At 68.9% G+C, this 23168-nt stretch carries 20 protein-coding genes and 1 pseudogene; 10 read left to right on the top strand and 11 right to left on the bottom strand.

Features of this window, described 5'->3' with window-relative positions; all coding sequences use genetic code 11:
* Positions 1–98: 98 nt before the first annotated feature.
* Together HHL10_RS20245 and HHL10_RS20240 are read right to left on the bottom strand one after the other, a co-directional pair.
* A complete protein-coding gene (locus tag HHL10_RS20245) occupies positions 99–1031 on the bottom strand; it encodes a pyridoxal-phosphate dependent enzyme (RefSeq protein ID WP_169162216.1) in 933 nt (310 codons plus the stop codon).
* A gap of 377 nt (positions 1032–1408) precedes the next feature.
* Entirely contained in the window at positions 1409–2566 is a 1158-nt protein-coding gene (locus tag HHL10_RS20240; RefSeq protein ID WP_169162215.1) for an MFS transporter, read from the bottom strand.
* A 156-nt stretch (positions 2567–2722) separates the two neighbouring features.
* On the opposite strand from HHL10_RS20240, the gene HHL10_RS20235 reads away from it, so the two are divergent.
* Positions 2723–3358 (top strand): TetR/AcrR family transcriptional regulator, encoded by a 636-nt coding sequence (locus HHL10_RS20235; RefSeq protein WP_169162214.1) that lies wholly within the window; start codon positions 2723–2725, stop codon positions 3356–3358.
* A complete protein-coding gene (locus HHL10_RS20230; RefSeq protein ID WP_169162213.1) occupies positions 3339–3824 on the top strand; it encodes a MaoC family dehydratase in 486 nt (161 codons plus the stop codon). The genes HHL10_RS20235 and HHL10_RS20230 overlap by 20 nt, the downstream gene beginning before the upstream one ends.
* 237 nt (positions 3825–4061) lie before the next feature.
* Here HHL10_RS20230 and HHL10_RS20225 read toward each other — a convergent pair whose 3' ends face one another.
* From HHL10_RS20225 to HHL10_RS20215, 3 genes are all read right to left on the bottom strand, one after another.
* Positions 4062–5729, bottom strand: coding sequence for a site-specific integrase (locus tag HHL10_RS20225; protein WP_169162212.1), 1668 nt, complete (start codon positions 5727–5729; stop codon positions 4062–4064).
* A 128-nt stretch (positions 5730–5857) separates the two neighbouring features.
* Positions 5858–8797, bottom strand: coding sequence for a Tn3 family transposase (locus tag HHL10_RS20220; protein WP_169162211.1), 2940 nt, complete (start codon positions 8795–8797; stop codon positions 5858–5860).
* 68 nt (positions 8798–8865) lie between these two features.
* A complete protein-coding gene (locus HHL10_RS20215) occupies positions 8866–9156 on the bottom strand; it encodes a hypothetical protein (RefSeq protein ID WP_169162210.1) in 291 nt (96 codons plus the stop codon).
* A gap of 269 nt (positions 9157–9425) precedes the next feature.
* Between HHL10_RS20215 and HHL10_RS20210 the strand changes: the two genes are divergently transcribed.
* Positions 9426–9590, top strand: coding sequence for a hypothetical protein (locus HHL10_RS20210; protein WP_205833138.1), 165 nt, complete (start codon positions 9426–9428; stop codon positions 9588–9590).
* A gap of 169 nt (positions 9591–9759) precedes the next feature.
* Positions 9760–11178: a TAXI family TRAP transporter solute-binding subunit gene (locus tag HHL10_RS20205; protein ID WP_169162209.1), complete on the top strand. Its 1419-nt coding sequence runs from the start codon at positions 9760–9762 to the stop codon at positions 11176–11178.
* 239 nt (positions 11179–11417) lie between these two features.
* Here the strand turns inward: HHL10_RS20205 and HHL10_RS20200 are convergent, their stop codons facing one another.
* From HHL10_RS20200 to hemN, 3 genes are all read right to left on the bottom strand, one after another.
* Positions 11418–12137, bottom strand: a complete 720-nt coding sequence (locus HHL10_RS20200; protein WP_169162208.1) for a response regulator — start codon at positions 12135–12137, stop codon at positions 11418–11420.
* A gap of 331 nt (positions 12138–12468) precedes the next feature.
* Positions 12469–12924 carry a hemerythrin domain-containing protein gene (locus tag HHL10_RS20195; RefSeq protein WP_169162207.1) on the bottom strand — a complete coding sequence of 152 codons (456 nt, stop codon included), beginning with the start codon at positions 12922–12924 and terminating at the stop codon, positions 12469–12471.
* A 248-nt stretch (positions 12925–13172) separates the two neighbouring features.
* Positions 13173–14558 (bottom strand): oxygen-independent coproporphyrinogen III oxidase, encoded by a 1386-nt coding sequence (hemN, locus tag HHL10_RS20190; RefSeq protein ID WP_205833135.1) that lies wholly within the window; start codon positions 14556–14558, stop codon positions 13173–13175.
* A 319-nt stretch (positions 14559–14877) separates the two neighbouring features.
* Between hemN and HHL10_RS20185 the strand changes: the two genes are divergently transcribed.
* The 3 genes from HHL10_RS20185 (at position 14878) to HHL10_RS20175 (ending at position 18013) form a co-directional block, all read left to right on the top strand.
* Complete coding sequence (locus tag HHL10_RS20185) at positions 14878–15165, top strand: DUF2249 domain-containing protein (protein WP_169162206.1); 288 nt, start codon at positions 14878–14880, stop codon at positions 15163–15165.
* 36 nt (positions 15166–15201) lie between these two features.
* Positions 15202–17478 (top strand): nitric-oxide reductase large subunit, encoded by a 2277-nt coding sequence (locus HHL10_RS20180; RefSeq protein ID WP_169162205.1) that lies wholly within the window; start codon positions 15202–15204, stop codon positions 17476–17478.
* A gap of 67 nt (positions 17479–17545) precedes the next feature.
* Positions 17546–18013 (top strand): RrF2 family transcriptional regulator, encoded by a 468-nt coding sequence (locus HHL10_RS20175; protein ID WP_169162204.1) that lies wholly within the window; start codon positions 17546–17548, stop codon positions 18011–18013.
* A 92-nt stretch (positions 18014–18105) separates the two neighbouring features.
* On the opposite strand, the pseudogene HHL10_RS31235 reads toward HHL10_RS20175, so the two are convergent.
* A pseudogene (locus HHL10_RS31235) lies at positions 18106–18366 on the bottom strand (YciI family protein); the annotation flags it as partial.
* A 24-nt stretch (positions 18367–18390) separates the two neighbouring features.
* On the opposite strand from HHL10_RS31235, the gene HHL10_RS20165 reads away from it, so the two are divergent.
* Positions 18391–18963, top strand: a complete 573-nt coding sequence (locus HHL10_RS20165) for an MBL fold metallo-hydrolase (protein WP_169162198.1) — start codon at positions 18391–18393, stop codon at positions 18961–18963.
* A gap of 253 nt (positions 18964–19216) precedes the next feature.
* Here HHL10_RS20165 and HHL10_RS20160 read toward each other — a convergent pair whose 3' ends face one another.
* Together HHL10_RS20160 and HHL10_RS20155 are read right to left on the bottom strand one after the other, a co-directional pair.
* Positions 19217–20413 (bottom strand): porin family protein, encoded by a 1197-nt coding sequence (locus tag HHL10_RS20160; RefSeq protein WP_169162202.1) that lies wholly within the window; start codon positions 20411–20413, stop codon positions 19217–19219.
* 664 nt (positions 20414–21077) lie between these two features.
* Positions 21078–21344 carry a dodecin gene (locus HHL10_RS20155; RefSeq protein ID WP_169162201.1) on the bottom strand — a complete coding sequence of 89 codons (267 nt, stop codon included), beginning with the start codon at positions 21342–21344 and terminating at the stop codon, positions 21078–21080.
* 139 nt (positions 21345–21483) lie between these two features.
* Here HHL10_RS20155 and HHL10_RS20150 point away from each other — a divergent pair, with 139 nt between their 5' ends.
* A complete protein-coding gene (locus HHL10_RS20150) occupies positions 21484–21966 on the top strand; it encodes an MBL fold metallo-hydrolase (protein WP_169162200.1) in 483 nt (160 codons plus the stop codon).
* A 112-nt stretch (positions 21967–22078) separates the two neighbouring features.
* Positions 22079–22798, top strand: coding sequence for a pirin family protein (locus HHL10_RS20145; protein ID WP_169162199.1), 720 nt, complete (start codon positions 22079–22081; stop codon positions 22796–22798).
* The last annotated feature ends 370 nt before the right edge of the window (positions 22799–23168 follow it).

Genomic DNA, 23168 nt, shown 5'->3' with positions numbered 1-23168 from the left:
CAACGCTCGCCCGGCACCGATAGGCAGCACATGTAGCGCAGCGCAGTGGCCACGACCTGAGCGGCACTGCCCTGCCCCATAGCGCGCACTGCGAAGTCTCAGATCGCCTCCTCCTGGCGCGCAGCGGCCAGTGCCTGCAAGTCGCCATACGTGGTGGCGACGCCGCCGCACAGGATCACGAGCACATTGGATGCGCCCTGCAGTGCAGGAACGCGGCGCTGCACGGCGGCCGCTACCGCAGCGCCGCAAGCGGGCTCGACGACGATGCGGTGCTCGTCCGCGATGTCCAGGCAGGCCCGTACCGCCTCGTCGTCGGTGACGGTCGTGGCAATGACTTCGTGCTGTTTCGTCCACTCGAATGCACGCTCGCACACGCGCCGGGCACCCAGCGACGTGGCCACGCTCGTGATGGCCTCCAGCGTCACCAACTGGCCAGCGTCCACCGCAGCGTTGAGCGAGTGCGCGCCCAGCGTCTCCACGGCAACCAGCGGCACGTCCTGCCAGCCCACGGCGTGCATGCCCTGCAGCACGCCGCACATCAGGCCGCCACCGCCCACGGACAGCACCACGGCGTCGGGCCTGGGGCCCTGCGTTGCGGCCTCCGCGATCATGGAGGCGTGGCCTTCCCACAGCAGGGGATCGTCGAACGGATGGATGAAGGCGTCCATGGGCTGCCGCAGCGCCGTCAGGTGCTCGTTGGCCTCCATCCAGCTCTTGCCGTGAACCACGACTTCCGCCCCCTGGCGCCGCATCAGGCTCTTGGGCCACTCGCGCGTGGACTCCGGCACCACGACCAGCACCGGCAGGCCCAGCCGCCGCCCCGCATACGCCACGGCCAGTCCCGCATTGCCGCCGGAGGACGACAGCAGGCGTCGAGCGCCACGCGCAGCGTGCACCTCGCAGGCATGCCCGACACCGCGCAGCTTGAACGAGCCGCTGGGCTGCAGGGCCTCCAGCTTCAGCCAGACGCGCTGGCCGGGGTGGCTGAAGGGATCGGATTCGACGAGCGGGGTGTGCAGATGGATGGGCATGGGCGCTGGAGAAGACGTCGCAGCCCGGACAAGTCTTCAACCTCGCACGCCGGGCAAGCAACCGATTTTCTCAAGACAGCGTACCCGGCCCAAGGCCAGCGGCGCTGCCCTGGCCCCTGCAACCGACCTGGGAACAGTGGGAGCAGCGTCGGAACGCGCCCATCGTCGGCCTTGGGTGCCCGCAACCGACCTTTGCCGCGGTCCTCGCCCTGCCGGGTTGCCTGCCGGCCGGCATGCGGCTCGTGATCCTGGAACGTCGCGGGTGACGAGCCTGGCCCACACAAGCCTTGCAGGGGACCGCCCCTGGAGCAGTTGCTGGCTGAACTGCACAGTGGCGCTCAATGCGGCGCCAGCGATGGGCAGGCCCGAGCCGCGACTCATGACGCCGCCGCTTCCTGCCGGACGAACGTGCCCAGCAGCGCCAGCATCGCCAGCACCAGCACCACGCCGTCAAAGGCCTGGGCGATGGCGAGGATCTCCCCGCCCTGGGCCAAGCGCCAGCCGGCCACGATCGCCGGCACCCCCATGGCGAGGTAGGACACGATGAACAGTACCGACAGCACGCCGGCACGCTGGTGCGCGGCCAGCGGGCCCACCAAGGTGCGCAGCGCGCCCTGGAATGCCGTGCCGAAGCCTGCACCCGCGATGGCGGTACCGACGAGGAACAGCGCCACGGAGTGCGTCGCCAGCGCCGCCATGACCACGGCCAGCCCGGCGGGCAGCACGCTGGTGCCGATGCGCAGCAGCCGCTGCGCGGAGCGCTGCTGCAGCGCTAGCACCGCCAGCGCACCGCTGCCGGCCAGCACGAACAGCGCCAGCCCGCCCAGCAGGAAAGACGCCGACCCGGCCAGGCTGCGCAGCAGCGTCGGCCCGAGCGAGCCGTAGAAGCCCGCCACCGCCCAAGCCGCCACGACGGCCGGCGCAACCAACAGCAGCGGCTTGAGCACCGGCGCCGGCACGCTCAGTTGCGGCCGCAGCGAAGCCAGCGCCCCGGGACGCCGCTGCGCCGTCTCGCTTACGAACGCCACCGCCACGCCCTGCAGCACGAACACCGCGCCCATGACGGCGTAGACGAGATGCGTCGGCTGCGGCAGGTACTGCACCAGCGAGCCGGCCAGGATGCCGCCCAGCGCCGTGCCCAGCATGGGCGCCACGGCGTTGGCGACGGCGCCGCGCGTACGGTCCAGGTCCAGCAGCCCCGCGCCCACCGCGGCGACCGCAGCACCCGTGGACAGACCCTGCAGGACTCGGGCCAGCAGCAAATCGCCCACGTCGGTGGCCGAGGCGAAGACCAGCATGGTCAGCGCCTGCGCCGCAGCGGCCCCCATCAGCACCGGGCGCCGGCCCACATGGTCCGACAGCCGCCCGGCCACCAGCAGTGCCAGCAGCACCGCGATGGCATAGACCCCGAACACCACGGTCAGCATGGTCGCGGAGAAGCCCCACTGCGCCTGGTAGAGCGCGTACAGCGGGGTGGGCGCGCTGGAGCCGGCCAGGAAGCTCAGGGCGATCGAGGCCTTGAGCAGAAACGCCACATGGGGCGGCAGCCGCCTCGCTCTCGGCAAGGCCTGTAGAGGCGTGGATGTGGGGCTGGCGCAGCACATGGGGACTCCTGGCAGAGGGAATACAGGCAAACAGACCGATCTGTCTGTCTGCTTGAAGTGTACAGACCTGTCTGGTAAATTCAAGCCATGGCAACCAGACGCAATGCTGGACCCGAGCGCCGCTCGGCGCGCGAGCGGCTGTTGGCCGCGGCGGACGAGCTGTTCTACGAGGGCGGCATCCACACCGTGGGCATCGACCGCGTGATCGAGCGTGCCGGCGTGGCCAAGGCCTCGCTGTACGACTGCTTCGGCAGCAAGGACGAGCTCGTCCGCGCCTACCTGCAGGCCCGGCACGAAGCACGCAAGACACGCATCACGCAGCGCGTGGCGCACTGCGCCACCCCGCGGGAGAAGCTGCTGGGCGTGTTCGACGGACTGCGCGAGGCGATGGCGACGCCGGGCTTCCGGGGTTGTGCGTTCACGCGCGTCACTGCCGAAACGCAGCCCAGTACGGGGGTGAAGGCGGTGTGCGACGAGGCGCGCGGCTGGCTGCGCGAGCTGTTCACGTCGCTGGCGCGGGAAGCCGGCGTGGCCGATCCCGCCGCGCTGGCGCAGCAGCTCGCGCTGCTCTATGACGGCGCCCTGGCCGCCTCGCAGTTTGGTGCCGGCACCGAGGCTGCCGAAACGGCACGCGGCGCGGCGCAAGTGATGCTGGATGCGGCGCTTGCAGCCAGCCGGTCCGTTGACCTGACCCCGGAACGCCATGGCAGTACCCACCCCTGAGCGATCGCTGTACCTGGAAGACCTGGCCGTGGGCGACCGTTTCGAGAGCGGCACCCTCGTCGTGGACGTGGACGAGGTCAAGAGCTTCGCGGCCCGTTTCGATCCGCAGCCCTTTCATCTGGACGAGGCGGCGGCCCGAGACAGCGTGTTCGGCGGCTTGGCTGCCAGCGGCTGGCACACGGCGGCGCTGACGATGAGGCTGCTGGTGGAGAGCCTGCCCTTCGGCAATGGCGTCATCGGTGCCGGCACCGAGCTGGCCTGGCCTCGCCCCACGCGTCCCGGCGACATCCTGCGAGTGAGCACCACGGTGCAGGAGATCACGCCGTCACGCTCCAAGCCCGACCGGGGCATCGTGAGCTGCCTGACGGAAACCTTGAACCAGCGTGGCGAGTGCGTGCAGCGCACCACGGCACGGCTGCTGGTGTTCCGGCGGCCCGTGGTAACGGACGGCCACACTGAGCCGTGACTTTTGCAACTGCCCAGCGTGGGTGGACTGCCGCCGCTGAAGTTACCGTGGCAGTGATGCGGCGCCCGTGGCTGACATTTCTTCGAGCCCGTCGATCTCGGGGTGGACGGACTTTCCGTGCAAAAAGGTGCGCTTTTCCTGAAAAAGTCCATGCGCGACAAGCACTTATGAAATTCTGAATTACGGCTCAGCCATTTTTCGCGTGTAGATTGGTGCGCTTTGGCGGTGGGTGGGGCGCTATCGCCCGGCGCCGGAGAACGCGGTCGTGATCTGTTGGGCTCGCCGCTGCTCGTTGGCATGCAGGTACAGCGACGTGGTGGCCACCGAGGCGTGGCGCAGGTTGTCGCGCACGGTAGTGAGGTCAGCGCCGCGCTCCAGCGCATGGGTGGCGTGCGTGTGGCGCATCCAGTGCGGCGTGGCGCGGCGCAGCTTGGCCGCCAGCGCCGGGTTCACCTCGTCGATCACGCTCGCCGCCGTGGCGAAGAAGCGCTTCATCGCCACCCACAGCCTCGTGGCTGTGATGCCGGCCTCGCCGTGCAGGCTGGCCAGCAGCGGTGTCGCGGGTGGCCACTTCGCAGCGTCCAGCGGCAACCGTCGCTGCACCAAGTAGCGCTCCAGCGCCGTGCGCGAGACGGCCGGCAGCACGACCTTGCCGGCCTTCGATCCCTTGCCCAGCACGTGCAGCCAGGCGGCGCCTTGGGCGTCGATCTCGACGTTGCCCAGCACCGCCTGCACCAGCTCGCTCGCGCGCAGCCCCGTGGCGTAGGCGAAGTCCAGCACGAAGCGCATGCGCTGCGCGGCCGCCGCCTCCCAGCCGTAGGACCACTCCAGCCCCTCGGCCACGGTGCGCACGAGGGTCCACTCGCCGTCGGAGAACACCCGCGTCGTGTCCATCGCTGCGGCTCGCGTGCCGCGCACGCGCACGCCGGCAAACGGGTTGGCCAGCACGTAGCGCTTGTCGATGAGCCAGCGGAACAGCGCCGTGAGCACCGACAGCGCGTAGGCCGCCGAGCGGGCCGAGAGCGGCCCCGTGAAGGGCCGCCACTGCGCCGAGGTGCGCGGCGCCGACGGGCCGATCCAGCGTGCCTTGGGGGTGGGATGGCGCAGGAACGCCCGGTAGGCCACGGCGTCCTCGGTGGCCAGCGACGACAGCGCCACGCCGCGCTCCACGATGGCCCAAAGCATCAGCCGCTCGGCCTCCTTGCGGTACGCGCGCCGCGTGGCCGGCGCCTCGTGCAACGACAGCCAGGCCTGCACGGCCTCGTAGTCGTTGTCGGCGCGCAGCGAGCACGAAGCCCGCGGCGCGCGGTACAGCCCCAGGGTGCCGTTGACCTCGCACGGCACGGCGATGCGCTCCCACGGCGAGAGGCCGCTGCCGGGTGCTGCGACCACCAGCGCGCGGGCACGTTCGGTCAGCAGTGGGTGTGCTGCGAAGAAGGCCTCGATGTGACGCGCCATGGCCTGTCCCAGGCCGTCGATACCCACCCACCAGCGCTTCCTGCGCGGCACGCGCAGCGTCAGCTCGGCCAGCGTGCGTATGCCGTTGTTGCGAAGCACCGCGGCGATGCGTGCGGGCAGCCAGCGCGCGACGTCATCGCCGATGAGCGGCTCGGGCACGGGCGCCCCGCGCAGCGCCTCGATGGCCAGTGCGACCACGCGAGCCGCATCCGCGCCCTTGCGCGCCGCCCCGGCAAAGAGCCGTGCCAGGTCGTCGCGTTGTCGGCTGGTTGCGAACGCAGCCATCTGGCGACGCACGGCGCCGATCACCGAGCGCGAGGAGCCGCCGGCGGCGCGGCGATCGGGGATGAAGCGCTCGACGGCCTGGCGCGAGGACAGGCCCTCGTGCCAGGCGCGCAGCGCGGACAGCGCCGCGGCGTCAGGCAGCTGCAGTGCAGCCTGGGTCATCGGGCCGGCATCAAGTTTGAGTTTTTGGCGTCGATAGTGGGATAAGAAGGATTATCCCCCCGCAGTAGATACGCGAGGGCTACGTCGGGACCAGGCCGCACGTGGGCTGCGGTGGCGGGAGGCCTTGGTCAGCCGGTTCGCAAGCGGGTCGCGGCGCTGTTGTCGTGCAGCAGCGCCTGAGCGAACCGCTCCACGCCGAAGCGCATCGTGCCGCGGAAGTTGATGTGCCCGAAGTTCGCCGGCCCGATCCGCCGCAGCCAGTCGTCGTCGATGCGCACGCCCTCGCGCCGCAGCTTCTCCACCTCCTCGTGCATGCGCGCGGTGTTCCACGCCAGCACGACATTGGTCAGCAGCGCGTGCGCGCCGGAGATGGCGCGCATCTCGTCGGGGCGCCGGCCGCGCTCGGGGGCAATGCGGCCGCTGTAGACGGCGCGCTGGAGCTGGTGCACGGACTCGCCTCGTGAGAGCAGCATGTGGATCTCGCGCCGGAAGTCCACCACCGTCAGGTAGTCGCACAGGAACACCGTGCGCAGCAGCCGCCCCAGGTGCTCGGCGGCGCGGTGCAGCGGGTCGCCCTGCGCCGCGGAGCCCAGGCGCTGCAGCATCTGCGCCGCCGACACCCGGCCGCTGCGGATCGATGCCGCCACGCGCAGCAGCTCGGGCCAGCCCCGCTCGATGGCCTTGAGCGACACCCGCCGCTCGGTGATGCGGTCGAGCTCCTCGGGGATGTTGAACGGGCGTGGCAGGTAGAGCTTGCGCTCGGCCAGGTCCTTCAGGCGCGGACACAGGTCGAAACCCAGCAGCTTGGCCACCGCCATGGCAACGTTGGTGTAGCCGTGCGTGTCCACAGCGAGCAAGGACAGCCGCAGGCGATCCTCGATACGGTTGTGCTGCTCCACGCCCTCGATGGCCACGCCGGCCTGGCGCTCGTTGAGGACGATGGGCTGGTCGTAGACGATGCCCCAGCGGTCACGCAGGTGCGTGTAGATGCCCGCTGCGTAGGTGCGCCTGCGCGGATCGACACGGGCGCTCCACAGGTGCCGGGAGGCATCGAGCGCGAGCATGTCGGCAGAGGCCTTGTCGCCGTTGCCCCACAGTGCCGCAAGCGGGATGCTGGACTGGTATCCGGCCACGCGCTCGTTGGCCCGGCGCAGCCGGCCGCTGCCCTCCATGGCGCGCATGGCCGAAATGATCTGCGCGGGCTCCAGGCCCGGGATCATGTGCGCGACGCCCCGGGCATCGAGGTCCGTGCCATGCACCAGCAGCGCGCCGTACATCGCGGTGAGCTCGGCCGGCGATGCCGCCCGGTGTCCGAGCAGCGCCTCGCTGAAGTTGGTGGCCGCGTCTACCTCCAGGATGACGTCGGGCAGCTGCACATCGCCGATGCGCCGGTAGAGGGCTTCGCGCGTGCGCACGGGCTCGCCGTCGTCGGGCAGCGCGGCCAGCGCCGGCAGGTGCAGCATGCCGTCTGCGCCGATCTCCACCTTGCCGCGCCGCAGCGCCAGGACCAGCGCCTGCATGCCGGCATGGATGTTGGCCACCAGCGGCATGAGCAGGCTGTCGAAGGAGACCGGCACGCCCAGCAGCTCGACGTGCTTCCTGTGCTGCTGCTGCCACTGCTGCGCCGGGATGAGCATCTGCTCCCGGCCCTGGAAGCTCAGCGAGTGGTCGATCCACACCGAGCCGCGGCGCAGGCTGCGTCGCAGCGCGAGCATCGTGCTGGCTTCGAATGCCCGCCAGCCGGCCTTAGGGTCGGCGTCGTGGACGAGGCTCCTCCATGCCGCACCCACGTCGGGCAGCTCGCCGGGCGCTGCAGCCTTGTCCTGTGCGCGCTGGCGCAACGCTTGCCAGGCCTGCCATTGCGCGAAGCCGGCATCCTTGTCGCCGCCACGGAACTCCAGATCGGCCAGGACCGCAAGGCAGGCGTGTACCCGGGTGGAATCCTCGGCCAGCGCTTGTCGTACCCGGGACGCGAAGCTCACCGGCGAGCCGTCGCCGATGCCGGCCAGCAGCTCGCGGGCTTCGAGCACGCGACTGCGCCAGTCCCTGGTGTCGTCGTGCAGCAAGGCCCTGGCCTGCACCGCCTGGCGCAGCGCATCCGCGCTCTCCCGGGCGTGCCGTGTGCGGGCCCGCTCGGCGGCCGTGCGCGCGAGCTGCCGGGTACGCCGGCCACTCAGGTGCAGCGCGGCATCGGTGAGCTCCAGCAGCGTCACGTGAAGGAAGCATGCCACCTCGACAAGTTGCGTGGTGGTGTGGAGCGCGCGCGACTTGTACGGACGGCGGGCGCGCACCTGGCGTGCGTAGGCCTGCTGCCTCTGCAGCATGACGCCCGAAAGGTCCCATTGGTGCACGCGCAATGACTTGAGGTACCGTACCTTCTCCATGGTCTCGGCCAGCGTCGTGGGGCTGTGGCGCCGCGGCGGCGTCTTGAGCCACTCGAGATGCGTGACATCGGTGCCGGGCCGCAAGGCATAGACCACGACAAGCAGCCGCGCGGCGTCGGCGTGCCCGACGGCCTGCGCGATGGTGATCGCGACCTGCGCCTCGGTCTTGGCGAAGGCATCGCGCGCCCAGTCGAGCAGCCGTCGCGACGAAGGGATCACGATGCGCTGGCCGAAGAGCCACTGCCGGGCTGCCTGCACCAGGTCATCGGTGTGCGCAGCAGCCTGGGCCTGCACCTCCAGCATCGCCACCACCTCGCGCTCCTGATCGGGGCCGAGCTCCGTCAGACCGAGGTAGTCCCTGGCCCAGCGCTGATGGGCAAACAGCGTCTGCTTGCGCTTGTAGATGGAGCGCAGGCTCGCGATGGATGGTGCCGCGACGCCCAGCGCCTCGGCGGCATAGCGCAGCAGGTTGCGCGGCAGCATGGTGAAGCCGTCCAGCGACCGGCCAGCCACCCGCATGAACATCACCAGCAGCGCGGCAGCCAGCCGGTGTTCCTCGCGGAACTGCTCCTGCAGCGCCTGCACGTCGGCCTTCGACAACGTGAAGAAGTGCTCCCGGTCGAAATCGCTCAGCCGGGACGGCAGAGCATCGCAGCCGACGAAACGATCAGCGAAAGCGGACATGGCTGCCCCGGCGCGTGAGGAGGGACGCTGACTCTACTGGCGGTCCCGTGCCGTGTCCCTCGCATCGCCTACACCGATGCCATCAGCCCAGGGTTTACCCTGCCGCAACAGGAGCGCGGAGCAAAGCGCACCTTTTTGCACGGAAAGTCCGTCCACCCCATCTCCTGGGTGCTCCGAGCCTGACCGCCCGACATGGCGCCGTCCGGCGCCTCGGTTGGCGTGGTTGCCCGGGGCGTTACGGGGCTGGTAGTCGCCATCGTCACGGCCAATGGCAGCTGCAGCGCCCAGCCCGTGCCGGCCGCTGCTGCCACCAGGGCCAACACCAGCGCCAGCGCGCGCAACTTCGATTTCGAGTCCATGGCCTTCTCCTTGAGGTATGCGGTGGTGCGCCGATGCAGCCGCGGCTGCCTCCTGCACCGATCGCGTCAGGCTGAGTGGCCGCCGACACTGCAACGGTTCAAGAAGATGGCCGGCGCTGGCCGCTAAGCTCGCCGCACGGCATCCCGGCGCGGCTTCGCAGCGCCGCACGACACCGAACCGGCAGCGCTGCGCGACCCAGGTGAAATGAGCCCGGCTCTCGTGCTCAAGGACCCGTGCATCCTGGAGTTCCTGGGGCTGCAGGAGCGCTTTGCTGGAGCTGGACCAGACCGGCATCCACGTGGCCGAGTCCCTTACCGGGCTGCCGCCGCGGCAGCTGCTCGAGCAAAAGCTCCATGAAGCGGTTGCGCTGTCCGGGGCACGCCTGGAAAGGCGCGCAGCTGGCGCATTGCCGCGGCAGAAGGATGCGTCGTGACAGCTGCTGCCGCGACCGATCAACGACGAAAAGCTCCACCCGCAGTGTTCCGGAAGTTGAGCTTGCACTCGAACTCACATCATGGCGACCGGCGCACAGACCGGGGACAATAGCCAGCTTGCACACCGCTGGCACGCCAGGACGTCGTCCGCCAATTTGCCTTCAAGCCATGCCTGCCATGCTGCGCAACACGCTGCTGTCGCTGCGCGATGTCGCCGTCACCGCCGGGCCGTTCGTGCTGCTCGGACTGGCCCTGCTCGCTCTCGCCTACTGGATCCTCGATCCGACGCCGCCGCGCCGCGTCACGCTCGCCACCGGCGTCGCGCAGGGCGCCTACGCCGAGTTCGGCCGCCGTTATGCCGCGATCCTGCAGGAGCACGGCATCACCGTCGAGCTGCGCCCGACACAGGGCGCCGCGGAGAATGCCGCCTTGCTGCACGACGCCGACTCCGGCGTGGACATCGGGTTCGCGCAAGGCGGTGCTACGGCAGCGGCCGACGACGGCCTGGTGTCGCTGGGCAGCATGTTCTACGAGCCGATCTGGCTGTTCTACCGGGAGGACTCGGCGCGACGCCTGCTCGCGGCACCCATGTCCGCCGCCATCCGTACCGCCCGACCCAACGCGGCTCGGCCGGCCAGTCCTGCCCTGACCAGCCTCGCGCAACTTGGTGGCTGGAGGCTCAACGTCGGTGCGCCCGGCAGTGGCGTGCCGCCCTTGATGGAGCGACTGCTCGAAGCCAACGGGCTCGGGCCCGGGGCCCTCACGCTATCGCGCCAGCCGCTCACGCCGGCCGTCGTCGAGCTGCTCGACGGCCGGCTCGATGCCATCGTCCTCGCGTCGGCACCGGAGTCCCAGATGGTGCAGATGCTGCTGCGCACACCGGGCATCCAGCTCGCGAACTTCGTCCACGGCGAGGCCTATGCGCGGCGCTTTCCCTTCATGAGCCACGTCGTGCTGCCGCGCGGCGTGGCCGACCTGGCCGCCGACGTGCCGCCGCGGGACATCCACCTCATCGCGCCCACGGCCACGCTGGTCGCGCGCGAGTCGCTGCATCCCGCGCTCATGCAGCTTTTCGTGCAGGCCGCGCAGCAGGTGCATGGGCAGGCCGGCTGGTTCCAGCGCAAGGGCGAGTTCCCGGGGCCGCTCAATACCGAGCGCCCGATCGCGGCCGAGGCCCAGCGCTTCTACAGGGACGGGCCGCCATGGCTGCAGCGCTACGTGCCGTTCTGGCTCGCGAACCTTTTCGACCGCATGTGGGTGGCGTTGGTGGCCATCATCGCGGTGCTGCTGCCGCTGTCGCGCGTCGTTCCTCCGCTGTACGAATTCCGCGTCCGCTCTCGTGTCTTCCGCTGGTACGGGCAGCTGCGCGCGATCGAGGAGGCTGGCGACAGGCGCCCCATCGAGGAGCTGCTGCGCGAGCTCGAGGACATTGAGTCACGCGCCGGTCGTGTCCAGCTGCCCCTGGCCTACGCCGACGAGCTGTACGCCTTGCGCACCCACATCCAGCTGGTGCGCCGGCGGCTGCAGGAACGGCCCCGGAACGCCCGGAAGGACGATGCGGCACTGCCGGCGCTGTCCGCGCACTGAGCGCGCGCAGCGGCGCGGCGATTCACGAGCGCGGCTTGGGCACCGAACCGGGCGCATCGCATAGGCACCTCGTGCCTGGGCCGCCCGAGCGTCGGTTCACCGCGGTGCGCCCGTGGCTCCTGATGGGCCATGGCCTTCATGTACCCGGGTGGCAGGCCGGCGTCGGCGGACGAAGGAGTCGAGTTGGCGTCCATGATGCGGCTGATGAACCGCGCAGACCGGCGTTGCCGAGGCAGCCCTCAGAACCTGCGGGTTCCCGGCCAAGGCGAGGACGGCGGCGTTACCGGCCTGGCGGTCGTGGCAGGGCTGCTGCTGCGCCCGAACAGGCCCAGGCGCTGGGCTTCCAGGGCGGCTTCCGCGCGCGAGCTGACATTGAGCTTGCGGTAGATCTGCTTGACGTAGTCGGCAATCGTGTGGCGGGAGAGGTTGAGCTGCACGCCGATCTCCGGCAGCGTGAAGCCCTTGGCCACGCGCAGCAGCACGTCGCGCTCGCGCTCGGTGAGCTTGACGTGGGGTGTCAGGTCGGCGTCGGGCCTGGGCAGCGCGGCGAAGTACGCCATGACCCGGCGTGCGATGGATGGCGACAGCGGCGGCTCGCCCTGGCTGATGCGCCGCAGCTGCTCGGCGATGTGCTCGCGCGGCTGCTCCTTGAGGATGTAGCCATAGGCGCCGGCCTGCAGCGCAGGGAAGATGTGCTCGTCGTCTTCATGGATGCTCACGACCACCGACTGGGCCTGCGGCTGCTGCTCGCGCAGCGCGGCGACGACATCGACGCCCGAGCCGTCGGGCAGCCCCAGGTCGACAAGCGCCAAGTCGAACTCCACCACGGAGACCAGGCCCAGGGCGTCATGCACCCGTGCGCTTTCCGAGATGCGGGCCGCGGGAAACAGCTCGCTGGCCAGGCACTTCAGCCAGGTGCGTATTTGCGGCAAGTCTTCCAGGATGAGGATGTTTTCCACTGCAACTCCCATGCATTTGGTAGCGCACGCAGCGCTCTCGTGCCGCGCACATGCGTGGGACAAGCACATTGCCTGCCATGGTTGACCGTCTGCCGCCGTGCCGGTCTTGCCTGGGCTGCCGGGTTGGAGACGCTCGGGCAGCACATGCAGGCCCGCGCCCGGCTCGCAAGCGCCACATGGGCCCTGCGTTCATCCGCCCGCGGAGCGCCCGCTGCCATGGTGCTCCCGCCGCGTCATCGGCTCGCGCGTTGCACTGTCCGCAGTCGGTTGCACCGGCACACTGTCGGCGCTGCCGCTGGGCTGTTCCTGTAGGGCCTGGCGTTGGGTATGGCTATCTGAAGCCCTCCCTTGAAGTGAACGTGCGCGCGAGCGGACCCGCGCTGCGTTCGACCGCCGGGTAGAAATCGTGGTTCTCGTGCTTTATGCGCTCGTACAAGGTGCGCAGCACCTGGTTGGCCTGCGCCCGGAAACCCTCCGGGTCGGCGCGCACTTGGGAGGCCGTGTTCCACTGGCGCGCGAAGGCACCGTAGTCCGCTGCGATCGAGGCCATCTCGATCTGAAGCTGGCGTCCAAGGCGGGCGAGCTGAGGGTTGCTGGCCGCTTCGAGCGCAGGGTACAGCGTGTGATCTTCCGCGGCCAGGTGCAGCTTGATCACGGCGCTCATCGACACGATGAGTTGGGCAATCTGGTCGGCGTGCTCGGCGATTCCCGCATGCGCATGGCGCCGCAGCTTCGCGATGGAGTCCAGGATCTGGGTGTGCTGGTCCTTGAATCTGTCGATGTTCACAAACGGCTCGTCAATTGATGCACGGTGGATGCATCTTAAGTGGGCGCCTCGCCTCGCGCCGACGAAGCGGCGTGCGAGCAAGGCCTGCGCGCGGCGCTTGTCACGGGTTCGACCATTGGCCGGGAGTCACCAGGCGCTGCATCGCCTCGGGTCTGGGCGCAGCGCTCCGGCGTGGGCCTTGGCGGCAGGGCGCGGCGCTGGACCGAGCAGCCGCACGCCGCGCTACCTGGTTTCCTGCTGCACGGCACTCAAACGACCCGGGAGAACCGGCTGCGCTCCTTGGCAGCGCGCAGATGCCGATCGAACACCATGGCAATGGCCCGGACGAGGAACCAGCCCGAGGGCGTGACCTGGACATGGCCTTCGCCGATTTCGACGAGGCCTGATTGCGAGAGCGCCTGCATGGATGCCAGTTCAGCCGCGAAGTAGTCGTCCACGCGGATGCCGTGGGCGCGCTCGATGGCGCCGAACTCCAGGCGGCCCTGGCACATCAGGGCCATGATCACGTCGCGGCGCAGCCGGTCGTCACTGTCCAGGGCGTAGCCGCGCACCACCGGCAGCTCGTCCCGCGCGAGGCTCTCGTAGTACTGCGGCAGTGTCTTGGCGTTCTGGTAGTACGTCGCCCCGATGCGGCCGATGGCCGAGACACCGAGCGCGACGAGGTCGCAATCGGGCTGCGTGCTGTAGCCCTGGAAGTTGCGGTGCAGGCGGCCCTCGCGCTTGGCCCTGGCCAGGGCGTCTTCCGGCAGGGCAAAGTGGTCCATGCCAATGTAGTCGTAGCCGCGCGCCAGGAAGCCGCTGATGGCCTCGCCCAGCATGGCCACGCGCTGCGACGGGCTGGGAAGGTCGGCGCCGTCGATGCGGCGCTGGGGCTTGAAGCGCTCGGGCAAGTGCGCATAGGCATACAGCGCGATGCGGTCGGGTCGCAGCTCGCCGATCTGCTCCAGCGTGCGGGCGAAGCTCCGTGGCGTCTGCCTGGGCAGCCCGTAGATGAGGTCCGCGTTGATAGAGACGAAGCCCAGCGCGCGGGCACTGCGCATCAGGTCACGCACGCTGTCGAACGACTGCACGCGGTGCACGGCCTCCTGGACATCGGGATCGAAGTCCTGCACGCCAAAGCTCAGCCGATTGAAGCCCAGGCCGCGCAGGTGTTCCAGCCGCGCTGGCGACACGGTGCGCGGGTCGACCTCGATGGAGATCTCCGAGTTCGCGGTGAAGTGGAAACGCTCGCCCAGCGCCTTCATCAGCCGGGCGAGCTCGGCGTCCGACAGGAACGTCGGCGAGCCGCCTCCAAAGTGAAGCTGCGACACGGGGCGTCCCGGGCCCAGCGAACCCGCCACCAGGGCGAGTTCCTTTTCCAGGGCGTCGAGGTATTCGGCGGCACGCTCGTGGTGCCTGGTGATGATCTTGTTGCACGCGCAGTAGTAGCACAGCGCCTCGCAAAAGGGGATGTGCACGTACAGCGACAGCGGCGCCGTGGCGCTGCCCGCGCCAAGGTCCAGGATCGCTTGCACCGCCTGGGCAGGGCCGAACGCTTCCGAGAAGCGGTCGGCTGTCGGATACGAGGTGTACCGAGGGCCCGGGGTATCGAACTGGCGCAGCAGGTCCTCGGTCAGCACTGATCGAGCGTCCATGGGTCGAGCGGCAACGGTAGACATGGCCGCATGTTCCCCTGCGCCCCCATCCGGCATCTTGACATTGGTCAAGCGCAAGTCACCCGGCATGGAGCGACCCAGGCCAGGCAAGGGCTGAATGGCCAGGACACGGGTCGTGGCAACGTCTGGCCACTGGGCATCCGCCCGTTTTCCAGCCCGCTCGGCAGCAAACGGCAACGCGTAGCCCGCAGTCGCAGCAGGCTGGCGTTTCTTGAACTGGTTCAAGGAACCGGGCAGGTCGGCTTCCTACATTAGGTGCATCCGAAATACACCTTCAACCAACCACCACGGAGCCCTGATGACCCAGCCCACCTCCGGTACGACGATCGACGTTCGCACCATCCCCCCTCGCGAGCGCCATCCCCTCATCTTCCAGACCTTCGGTGCGCTCGGCGATGCCCAGTCCATGGACATCGTCAACGACCACGATCCCCGGCCGCTGTACTACCAGCTGCAGGCCGAGCAGCCCGGGCTCTTCACCTGGGCCTACCTGCAGACCGGCCCCGAGGTGTGGCAAGTGCGCATCACCAGGCACACCCGGCCCCGCAGCGACGGTCGCTGCTGCGGCTCCTGTGGCGGCGCGTGAACGTGTCCGCAGCCTCCACCCATTTCAGGATCAATCATGAAGACCAACAGCAGGCTGTGGCGATGGCTCGGCCTCATCTTCGTCCTGTCCTTCGGGGCTCTCGGGTACCTCGGATGGCAGATCTATCTCTTTGCACCCCCCATCCCGAAGTCGGTCGCCACCGCGCAAGGTGACGTTCTCTTCACCGGCGAGCAGATCCAGCGCGGCCAGCAGGCCTGGATGGCCGCGGGCGGCCAGCAGCTGGGCACCGTCTGGGGCCACGGCAGCTACGTCGCGCCGGACTGGTCGGCCGACTGGCTGCACCGCGAGGCCGTGGCGCTGCAGAAGATACGCGCCGCGCAGCACAGCGGCGGCCAGGCCCTTGGCGATGACGCCAGGGCGGTGGTGGACGCGCAGGTTCGCACCGAGATGCGCCGCAACACCTATGACGAGGCCAGCGGTGCCGTGAAGGTGTCGAGCGAGCGCGCGCAGGCCATCCGCGAGGTCGCCAGCCACTACGAGGCGCTCTTCGGCAGCGACGCATCGCTGGCCGCGCTGCGCGAGCAGTACGCGATGGTCGAGGGCGCGCTGCCCGAGCAGGCCGACCGGCAGGCGCTGGCCGCCTTCTTCTTCTGGTCGTCGTGGGCCGCCAGCACGGACCGCCCGGGCGAGACGGGCCTGTCCTACACCAGCAACTGGCCGCACGAGCCGCTGGTGGGCAACACGATGTCGACGTCGGCGGCGATGTGGTCGATGGTGAGCATCATCCTGCTGCTGGCGGGCATCGCCGCGATGCTGTGGCTGCACGGCCGCGACCAGCACGAGGAGGAGGCCCAGCCGCCCAAGGCCGACCCGTTCCTGGGCCTCAAGGCCACGCCCTCGATGAAGGCCACGCGCAAGTACTTCTTCGTGGTCATCGGCCTGATGCTGCTGCAGATCGCCATGGGCGCCATCACCGCGCACTACGCGGTGGAGGGCCAGGCCTTCTTCGGCATCCCGCTGGCCGAGGTACTGCCCTACGTCACCAGCCGCACCATCCACACGCAGGTCGGCATTTTCTGGATCGCCACGGCATGGCTCGCCACGGGCCTGTACATCGCGCCGCTGCTCTCGGGCCGCGAGCCCAGGTTGCAGAAGCTCGGTGTGGATGCGCTGTTCTGGGCGCTCATCGTCGTGGTGCTGGGCTCGACCCTCACCGGCTGGCTGGGCACGCTCCAGCACCGGGGCACGGACTTCTCGTTCTGGCTGGGCAACCAGGGGCTGGAGTTCACCAGCATGGGCCGCGTATGGCAGCTGCTGCTGTTCGTGGGCCTGCTGTTCTGGGTGTTTCTGCTGGGCCGCGCCCTGTGGCCGGCGCTCAAGCGGCCGTCGGAGAGCCGCGGCCTCATCGCCATGGTGTTCCTGTCGGCGACCTGCATCGGCGGCTTCTACGCCACGTCGCTGACCTGGGGCCAGCACACCCACTACTCCATGATCGAGTACTGGCGCTGGTGGCTGGTGCACCTGTGGGTCGAGGGCTTCTTCGAGGTGTTCGCCACTGCCGTCATCGCCCTGATCTTCACCAACCTGGGCCTGGTGCGCCCGGCCAGCGCCAACCGCGCCATCGTGGCCGAAACCATCGTGTTTCTCTTCGGCGGCATCCTGGGCACGCTGCACCACCTGTACTTCACCGGCACGCCGACCTCCGTGATCGCCGTGGGCGCCGTGTTCTCGGCCCTGGAAGTCGTGCCCCTCACCCTCATCGGGCTGGAGGCGATGCAGACGTACCGCCGCTCGCGCTCGGTGCCCTGGCTCGATGCCTACAAGTGGCCCATCCTGTGCTTCGTCGCCGTGGGCTTCTGGAACACGGTGGGCGCGGGCCTGCTGGGCTTCGCCATCAACCCGCCCGCGGCGCTGTACTACGTGCAGGGCTTGAACATGACGGCGGCCCATGGCCACGCGGCGCTGTTCGGCGTCTACGGCATGCTGGGCATCGGGCTGATGCTGTTCTGCCTGCGCGGGCTCTTCGAGCGCTCGCTGCATGCGGACCGGCTGCTCAAGCCCGCCTTCTGGGGCCTCAACGCGGGCCTGGCGATGATGGTGTTCCTGTCGCTGCTGCCCGCGGGCGTCTACCAGGCCTGGGCCAGCATCAGCAAGGGCCTGTGGTACGCCCGTTCGCCGGAAGTCATCCACTCCACCGTGATGGAAACCCTGGTGTGGCTGCGCGTGCCCGGTGACGTCGTGTTCGCCGCGGGCAGCGTGTGCCTGGCGCTGTACGCCTGGCGTCTGCTGCGGCCGGCGGCCAGGCGCGGGGCGCCGGTGCCGCCCCTGCCCGTGGCCGCGGTCGAGCGGTAGGTCCGCAAGGGAGGGCCCCAGCCCTCCTTTTTCACATCAGAACCAGGAACACACCGGGCAACCCGCCATGAAGCTCACCGCCTTCACCGACTACAGCCTGCGCGTGCTGATGTACCTGGCCGCGAACTCGGGCCGCAAGTCCACCATCGCGGAAATCGCCACCGCCTTCGGCATCTCCGAGCACCATCTCGTCAAGGTCGTGCACTTCCTGGGCAGGCAGGGCTGGATTGCCACCATCCGGGGCAAGGGCGGCGGCATGACGCTGGCCATGCAGCCCGGGGACATCCGCCTCGGGCAGGTCGTGCGCGACACGGAAGGCAGCGCGGTGCCTGCGGAGTGCTTCGAGGCGGGTGGCGGCCACTGCATCGTTTCGGGCTGCTGCGGGCTCCAGGATGTGCTCGCGCAAGCCGTGCAGGCGTTTCACGGGGTCCTGGACCGCTACACGCTGGCCGACGTGATGGCCAACCGCCCTGCCCTGGTGCAGGCCCTGGAGTTCCACCGCTCGCTGCCCGAGTCGACTGTCCCGGTCACCTGAGCCGCATGTGGCTTGTCGTATAGAGCGATGGCCGGATCGTCACCGTAGTCGGCCTGCACGTAGACGACCCAGGCCCCGCGCTGGTGAGCGATCGCGCGCAGACGCTCTTCGCGCTCGCGAAACTCCGGCGTGGAGGCCTCGTCGCCGAAGTCCTCGACTCCGAAGACCTGTCGCATCTCGATCTCCGACTTGCCTTTCATCAGGATCGGGCAACACCTGACCCACTCGATCGCTTCCTGCATCGACTCCACTTCCCAGATCCAGAAGCCGGCGATCAGCGCCTTGGCCTCGGCGGCGGGACCGTCGGTCACGGTGCGCTGGCTGCCGGAAGCACGCACGCGCACACCCTTGGACCGTCCTGGGCGCAGGAGTGCTGCATGCGCGGCGTTGGCACCGCTTGCCGAGAGCGCGTGCTGCCGCTGCAGCGGCTGCGCTACGTGGCCCTGTCGCACGTCGAGGCCGACGAGTGCGGCGCCATGAACGAGTTCCTGGCCGTCGCCCCGCAGGCCCAGCCGCTGTGCGGCCGCATCGCGGCGATGGTATCGATGGAGGATCTCGCCGACCGGCCGCCGCGGGCGCTGGCCGATGGCGAGGACCTGACGCTGGGCCGCCACACCGTACGCTGGTTCGGCACGCCGCACACGCCCCACGGCTGGGAATGCGGGCTGATGATGGACACAAGCACGCGCACCTTCTTCTGCGGCGACCTCTTCACCCAGCCGGGCAGCGGCGGGCCGGCGCGCAGCGAAGCCGACATCCTGGGCCCGAGCGAGGCGTTCCGGCAGGTGCTGGACGACTTCGCCCATGCGCCGCAGACCGCGGCGACGCTGCAGCGGCTCGCGGCTGAGCGGCCGCGCACGCTGGCGTGCATGCACGGTAGTGCCTGGCACGGCGACGGCGGCGCCCTGCTGCGCGAGCTGGCCCGCTGCGTGACAGGCACCGCGCAGTAGGCCCGCCTGGCACCCAACCCGCGGCGTATGGCGGCCGGGCCGGCGTTGCCACCATCATGCGGCTCCGGACGCCAACGCCGTCGTCGGGCACCGCAGCGATCACTACCCGGCCAGCCGGTAGTCAGGCGGGCCCCGTGTCGACGAACGCCAGCAAGGGCCCGGGGCTGGGCGCTGTGGCTGCGCTCGTCCCACGGCTTGCTTCGATCGGTGCCGGTGTGCCCGAGTGTGTGGTGCTTGCGATGAATATCGCGGCTCAGCGGAGCAGCGCCTGTACCTCGCAGTTCACCGTGCTGGCCTTGAACGGAAAGCTCAAGCTGGAATCGGTGCTGCGTGATTGGCGCCCCAGATTGCAGCCGGCGGAGAGGTTGCGCGTGGCCGCCCACGTGAGCCCTACGCTGGACAGGCGGGTCGTATCGCTGCCTTGGAGGTTCTGCACTCCCCCCGAGGCGTCCACCGACGGGTTGACCAGCTTGCGCTTGCTGTAGCGGACCTTGGCATTGACGCTGACCTTGGCCGTCACACTCCAGGTGCCATCCACCATGGCCGAGTTGGTGACCCTCGAGCCGGCCTGTGCCAGGTCCGTCACGTCGGTACCGACGAAGCGATCGCTGTCGTCCGCGTCGCGCAGCAGCGAGGTGGTGAACGCGAGCTTGCCCGTGGGCTGCCATTGCCAGCGCAGCAGTCCGTTGAGGCCCGAGAAATCGCGCCGGCTGGCCAACTCGTAACGGCGCTGCTCGTAGGCGATGCGGCCGTCGAGCCGGCTCGCACCGGAGACGCTCCAGTCGCCGGTGAACTCCATGCCGCGGCTGGTGTACTCGTCGGGCAACGCCTGTGCCGTCGTCCTGACGCGCGGATACGGATACTTGCCTCGGGCACCGACCGCCGCGGCGCCCACGGTCAGACGGTCGCTGGGCCGCCAACGAACCCCGGCGCGCAAGCCGCGCCGCTCGTTGTCGCGGAAGCGGTAGGCCGGCGCGGAATACTCGGTCTTGCGGGCGTTGTAGGCCACGAACGGCTGCAGCGTGCTGCGCACCGTGCCGCGCTGCACGCTGGCATTGAAGGTTCTCTCGCGCTGGATGTTGCGCTCGTGCAGGGCGGACGCGGCAAAGGGCGAACCGTACGAGGCCAGCGACTTGTCGGTGCCGGCCTTCACCTGGCCGGAAAACCGCCCCACGGTTTCCCAGTCCAGCCCAGCAGTGGCGCCATGGCCCGTATTGTCGAGCTCCTGCAGGCGGCCAAAACGTTGCTGACGCACCGCAATATCCGTGAATATCCGCTGGCGCCCGAGAGGCTTGTCCAGGCCGGCCAATGCGGATCGGGTTGTGAAGGAATCCGATTGCGGCCCCAATGTCTGCGGCAAACGAAATATGTTGGAATCGTGGCTGCGCGATACGGCAGCCCCCAGATAATATGGGCTCGTCTGAGCCTGCGCCGCAGCCGCCAGCAGCAAGAAAACTCCTCCTGCGCACCACAGGCGCACGCCTTGCATTGACGCCATCACTGCAAACCTCCAACAGTAATTTCCGATGCCGCTCTCAAGCCGGGTCAGCGATTCTCGATCCACGCCCCTATTGGCAAGCCTTGCCTGGAAAATGGCTCATGAAGTGGCGTGTCATCGTATTGCAGGCCGGGGTGTTTGCTTCAGGCCGTCTCGATTTCGCCACGCTGATCGTTAACCGGTGCACGCGCCCCTAAAAGCGGAACAGCGATTTCGCCAAGCACGACGCTGATCCATACGGAATTCAAGCAGCCCGGTTAATTTCTGATTCATTGGAAACCAGCGCAGTCTTGTGCGGCGCCGGGAAAAAGCGCCCGCCGGCGGCAAGTGGTTCAGGCCAGGCAGGCCTGGGGCGGCATCACGGCAAGCCGGTTGGGCGATCCTCCCGTGCCCGATGCAGCCCACTCCAACGCGGCCCCTCCCGAGTCAGGGCTGGCGGCGCCGCTGCCCAGCGGGGGGGGCGCGTCACGTCTGTTGAGCAATCCAATTGCCTTGCTCTCACGGGCACGCCGAGCAGGCCTGACATGCCGTTGCTCGCTGGCCAGCGAAAGAAGCGCCGGTCGTTGCGGAGCCGGCGGCGATGGGAAAGATTGATCATTGAGGCGCAGCAGTGGCCTCAGGCCCTGCCGGCGACGATACCGATGTCGCTACCCGCGTTTGCGCCACCCTCCTCTTCAGGCGCCAGCCTAAACCCGACCTTGAGCGTGACCTGGTAGTGGCTGATGCGGCCATCCACCACATGGCCCCGCGTTTCCACGACCTCGAACCAGTCGATGTGGCGCAGCGTGAGCGCAGCGGTCTCGATGGCGTTGCGGATGGCATCGTCAGTGCCGGCGGTGGATGAGCCCACCAAGTCGATGAGCTTGTAGACGTGGTTCGACATGCGTTGTTCTCCTGGCCGCGGGATTGGTCTACGGCAGCCTTGCGAAGGCAGGCACCGGCGAGTCGCGGTCACCCATCAGGGCAAGCTGCCTGCCGGTTCCGGCGGCATCCGCCTCAAGTGCGCAGCAGCGGTCGGCGGTGTGCATTTCCGGCTGCTGGTGGCGCACGAGATCGACCGCCCGGGGCTGGTACTGCGCAACGCCGACGTGACGGTCACCGCCGCTCGCGTGCGCCATCCGCCCATCGAACAGGCTTACGCCTTTCGCTTCGACACGGCCGACCGCTCGATCGTCGTCTCGGGCGACACCACGTACTCGCCCGAGTTGATCGAGTTGTCCCGAGGCGCCGACGTGCTGATCCACGAGATCCTGTACGAGCCCGGCATCGACCGGCTGCTGGCGCGCGTGCCCAACGCGGTGACGCTGCGCAAGCACATGATGGACAGCCACACCGTGCCCGAGGACGTGGGCCGCGTGGCCACCGCCGCCGGCGTGAAGACGCTGGTGCTGTCGCGTTTCGTACCCGGTGACGACGACTCGATCACCGACGCGATGTGGACCGACGGGGTGCGCCGGCACTACGGCGGGCCTGTCGTCGTCGGACGTGATCTGATGGAGATCTGAAGGCAGGGTCGCAACGTGCCCTGCAGTCGGCGCCGAAGAAGCAAGCTGGTCTGCATCGAGTCGTATGCGCCACGCTTGCCTGCCCGGCGCAGTGCCTTGGAGGTGTCGAGCTGTGGCAGATGTCTTCCATGACCGGCATGCGAGAGGGCGAACCAAGACCGGTTGGCTCGACGCGCACCACACGTTCTCGTTTGGCAGCTTCAATGACCCGACCAGAATGGGCTTCCGTGCCCTGCGGGTCATCAACGAGGACGTGATCGCCGGCGGCTCCGGATTCCCAAAGCATGCGCACGACCACTTCGACATCCTGACGTTCATGCTGGCCGGTACGCTCGAGCATTCCGACTCTGCCGGCCATCGGGAACTGCTGCATGCGGGCGACGTGCAGTTCATCAGCGCCGGCTCCGGCATTCGCCACGCCGAGCGCAATCCGTCGCCGGACGTGCCGACCCATCTCTTCCAGATCGGGTTGCATGCCGACGCCAACGGCGCGCCACCGCGCTACCAACTGCTGCGCGGAGCCCTCCAGCCTGGATCGACTCGGCCCCGTCTGATCGTAGGCCCTGGTGAACTCGAGGAGACACTGCACCTTCGGGCGCCGGTACGGATCTGGGCCAGTCGGGCCGGACCAAGGACCCAGTGTGCATATACCCTGACGCCAGGACGATTCGGCTGGCTGCAACTGCTCGAAGGCATCGTGGAAGTAGACGCGGAGGCAGGGGCCACGACGCTGGAACTGCGTGGCGGCAATGCGCTGCAACTGGCCACGGTTCGCCACCTCGTCATCAAGCCCATGACGGCGGCCGCTTGGCTGTGGTTCGACCTTCCATAAGGCGCTCGCAGTCCGATAGGCAAGACAGGGCAAGGCAAGCAAGGCCGCCTTTTGCTCCACCGTTTCCACCGCGTTCATCAAACCGGCAGAGCATTCAAGGCTCTCGGATAAGCGCACTAATCTGAGGTTCCTATTCGAGTACCGATTCAGGCCGACCGCAACGCTGTGGCGGCTTCCCCAAGTGCGGCAAGGACTTGCAGCAAGATGGTTCGGCCGCGTTTGGGGGCCGGAAAGCTGCCCACGTGAGGTGTCCTGACAAGAGTGGACAGCGACTTTTAAGCCGCCCGCGCCCCTTCGTTGTGGAAATGTTGTCGCGCAAAGACCGCTGGCGCCACGTTGCCCAGCCGGCTATGGCGGCGCTGGCGGTTGT

The organism is Azohydromonas caseinilytica (assembly GCF_012927045.1).
GTDB lineage: Bacteria > Pseudomonadota > Gammaproteobacteria > Burkholderiales > Burkholderiaceae_C > Azohydromonas > Azohydromonas caseinilytica.
This window is presented reverse-complemented; position numbering and strand designations above follow the sequence as displayed.

What these genes read in the sequence shown, in the direction of transcription:
- HHL10_RS20220 (WP_169162211.1), bottom strand. Translation starts at nt 8,797, where the DNA reads ATGTCCGCTTTCGCTGATCGTTTCGTCGGCTGCGATGCTCTGCCGTCC.
- hemN (WP_205833135.1), bottom strand. Translation starts at nt 14,558, where the DNA reads ATGGACGCTCGATCAGTGCTGACCGAGGACCTGCTGCGCCAGTTCGAT.
- HHL10_RS20230 (WP_169162213.1), top strand. Translation starts at nt 3,339, where the DNA reads ATGGCAGTACCCACCCCTGAGCGATCGCTGTACCTGGAAGACCTGGCC.
- HHL10_RS20235 (WP_169162214.1), top strand. Translation starts at nt 2,723, where the DNA reads ATGGCAACCAGACGCAATGCTGGACCCGAGCGCCGCTCGGCGCGCGAG.
- HHL10_RS20225 (WP_169162212.1), bottom strand. Translation starts at nt 5,729, where the DNA reads ATGACCCAGGCTGCACTGCAGCTGCCTGACGCCGCGGCGCTGTCCGCG.
- HHL10_RS20205 (WP_169162209.1), top strand. Translation starts at nt 9,760, where the DNA reads ATGCCTGCCATGCTGCGCAACACGCTGCTGTCGCTGCGCGATGTCGCC.
- HHL10_RS20180 (WP_169162205.1), top strand. Translation starts at nt 15,202, where the DNA reads ATGAAGACCAACAGCAGGCTGTGGCGATGGCTCGGCCTCATCTTCGTC.
- HHL10_RS20165 (WP_169162198.1), top strand. Translation starts at nt 18,391, where the DNA reads ATGCGCGGCGTTGGCACCGCTTGCCGAGAGCGCGTGCTGCCGCTGCAG.
- HHL10_RS20245 (WP_169162216.1), bottom strand. Translation starts at nt 1,031, where the DNA reads ATGCCCATCCATCTGCACACCCCGCTCGTCGAATCCGATCCCTTCAGC.
- HHL10_RS20155 (WP_169162201.1), bottom strand. Translation starts at nt 21,344, where the DNA reads ATGTCGAACCACGTCTACAAGCTCATCGACTTGGTGGGCTCATCCACC.
- HHL10_RS20185 (WP_169162206.1), top strand. Translation starts at nt 14,878, where the DNA reads ATGACCCAGCCCACCTCCGGTACGACGATCGACGTTCGCACCATCCCC.
- HHL10_RS20175 (WP_169162204.1), top strand. Translation starts at nt 17,546, where the DNA reads ATGAAGCTCACCGCCTTCACCGACTACAGCCTGCGCGTGCTGATGTAC.
- HHL10_RS20215 (WP_169162210.1), bottom strand. Translation starts at nt 9,156, where the DNA reads ATGGACTCGAAATCGAAGTTGCGCGCGCTGGCGCTGGTGTTGGCCCTG.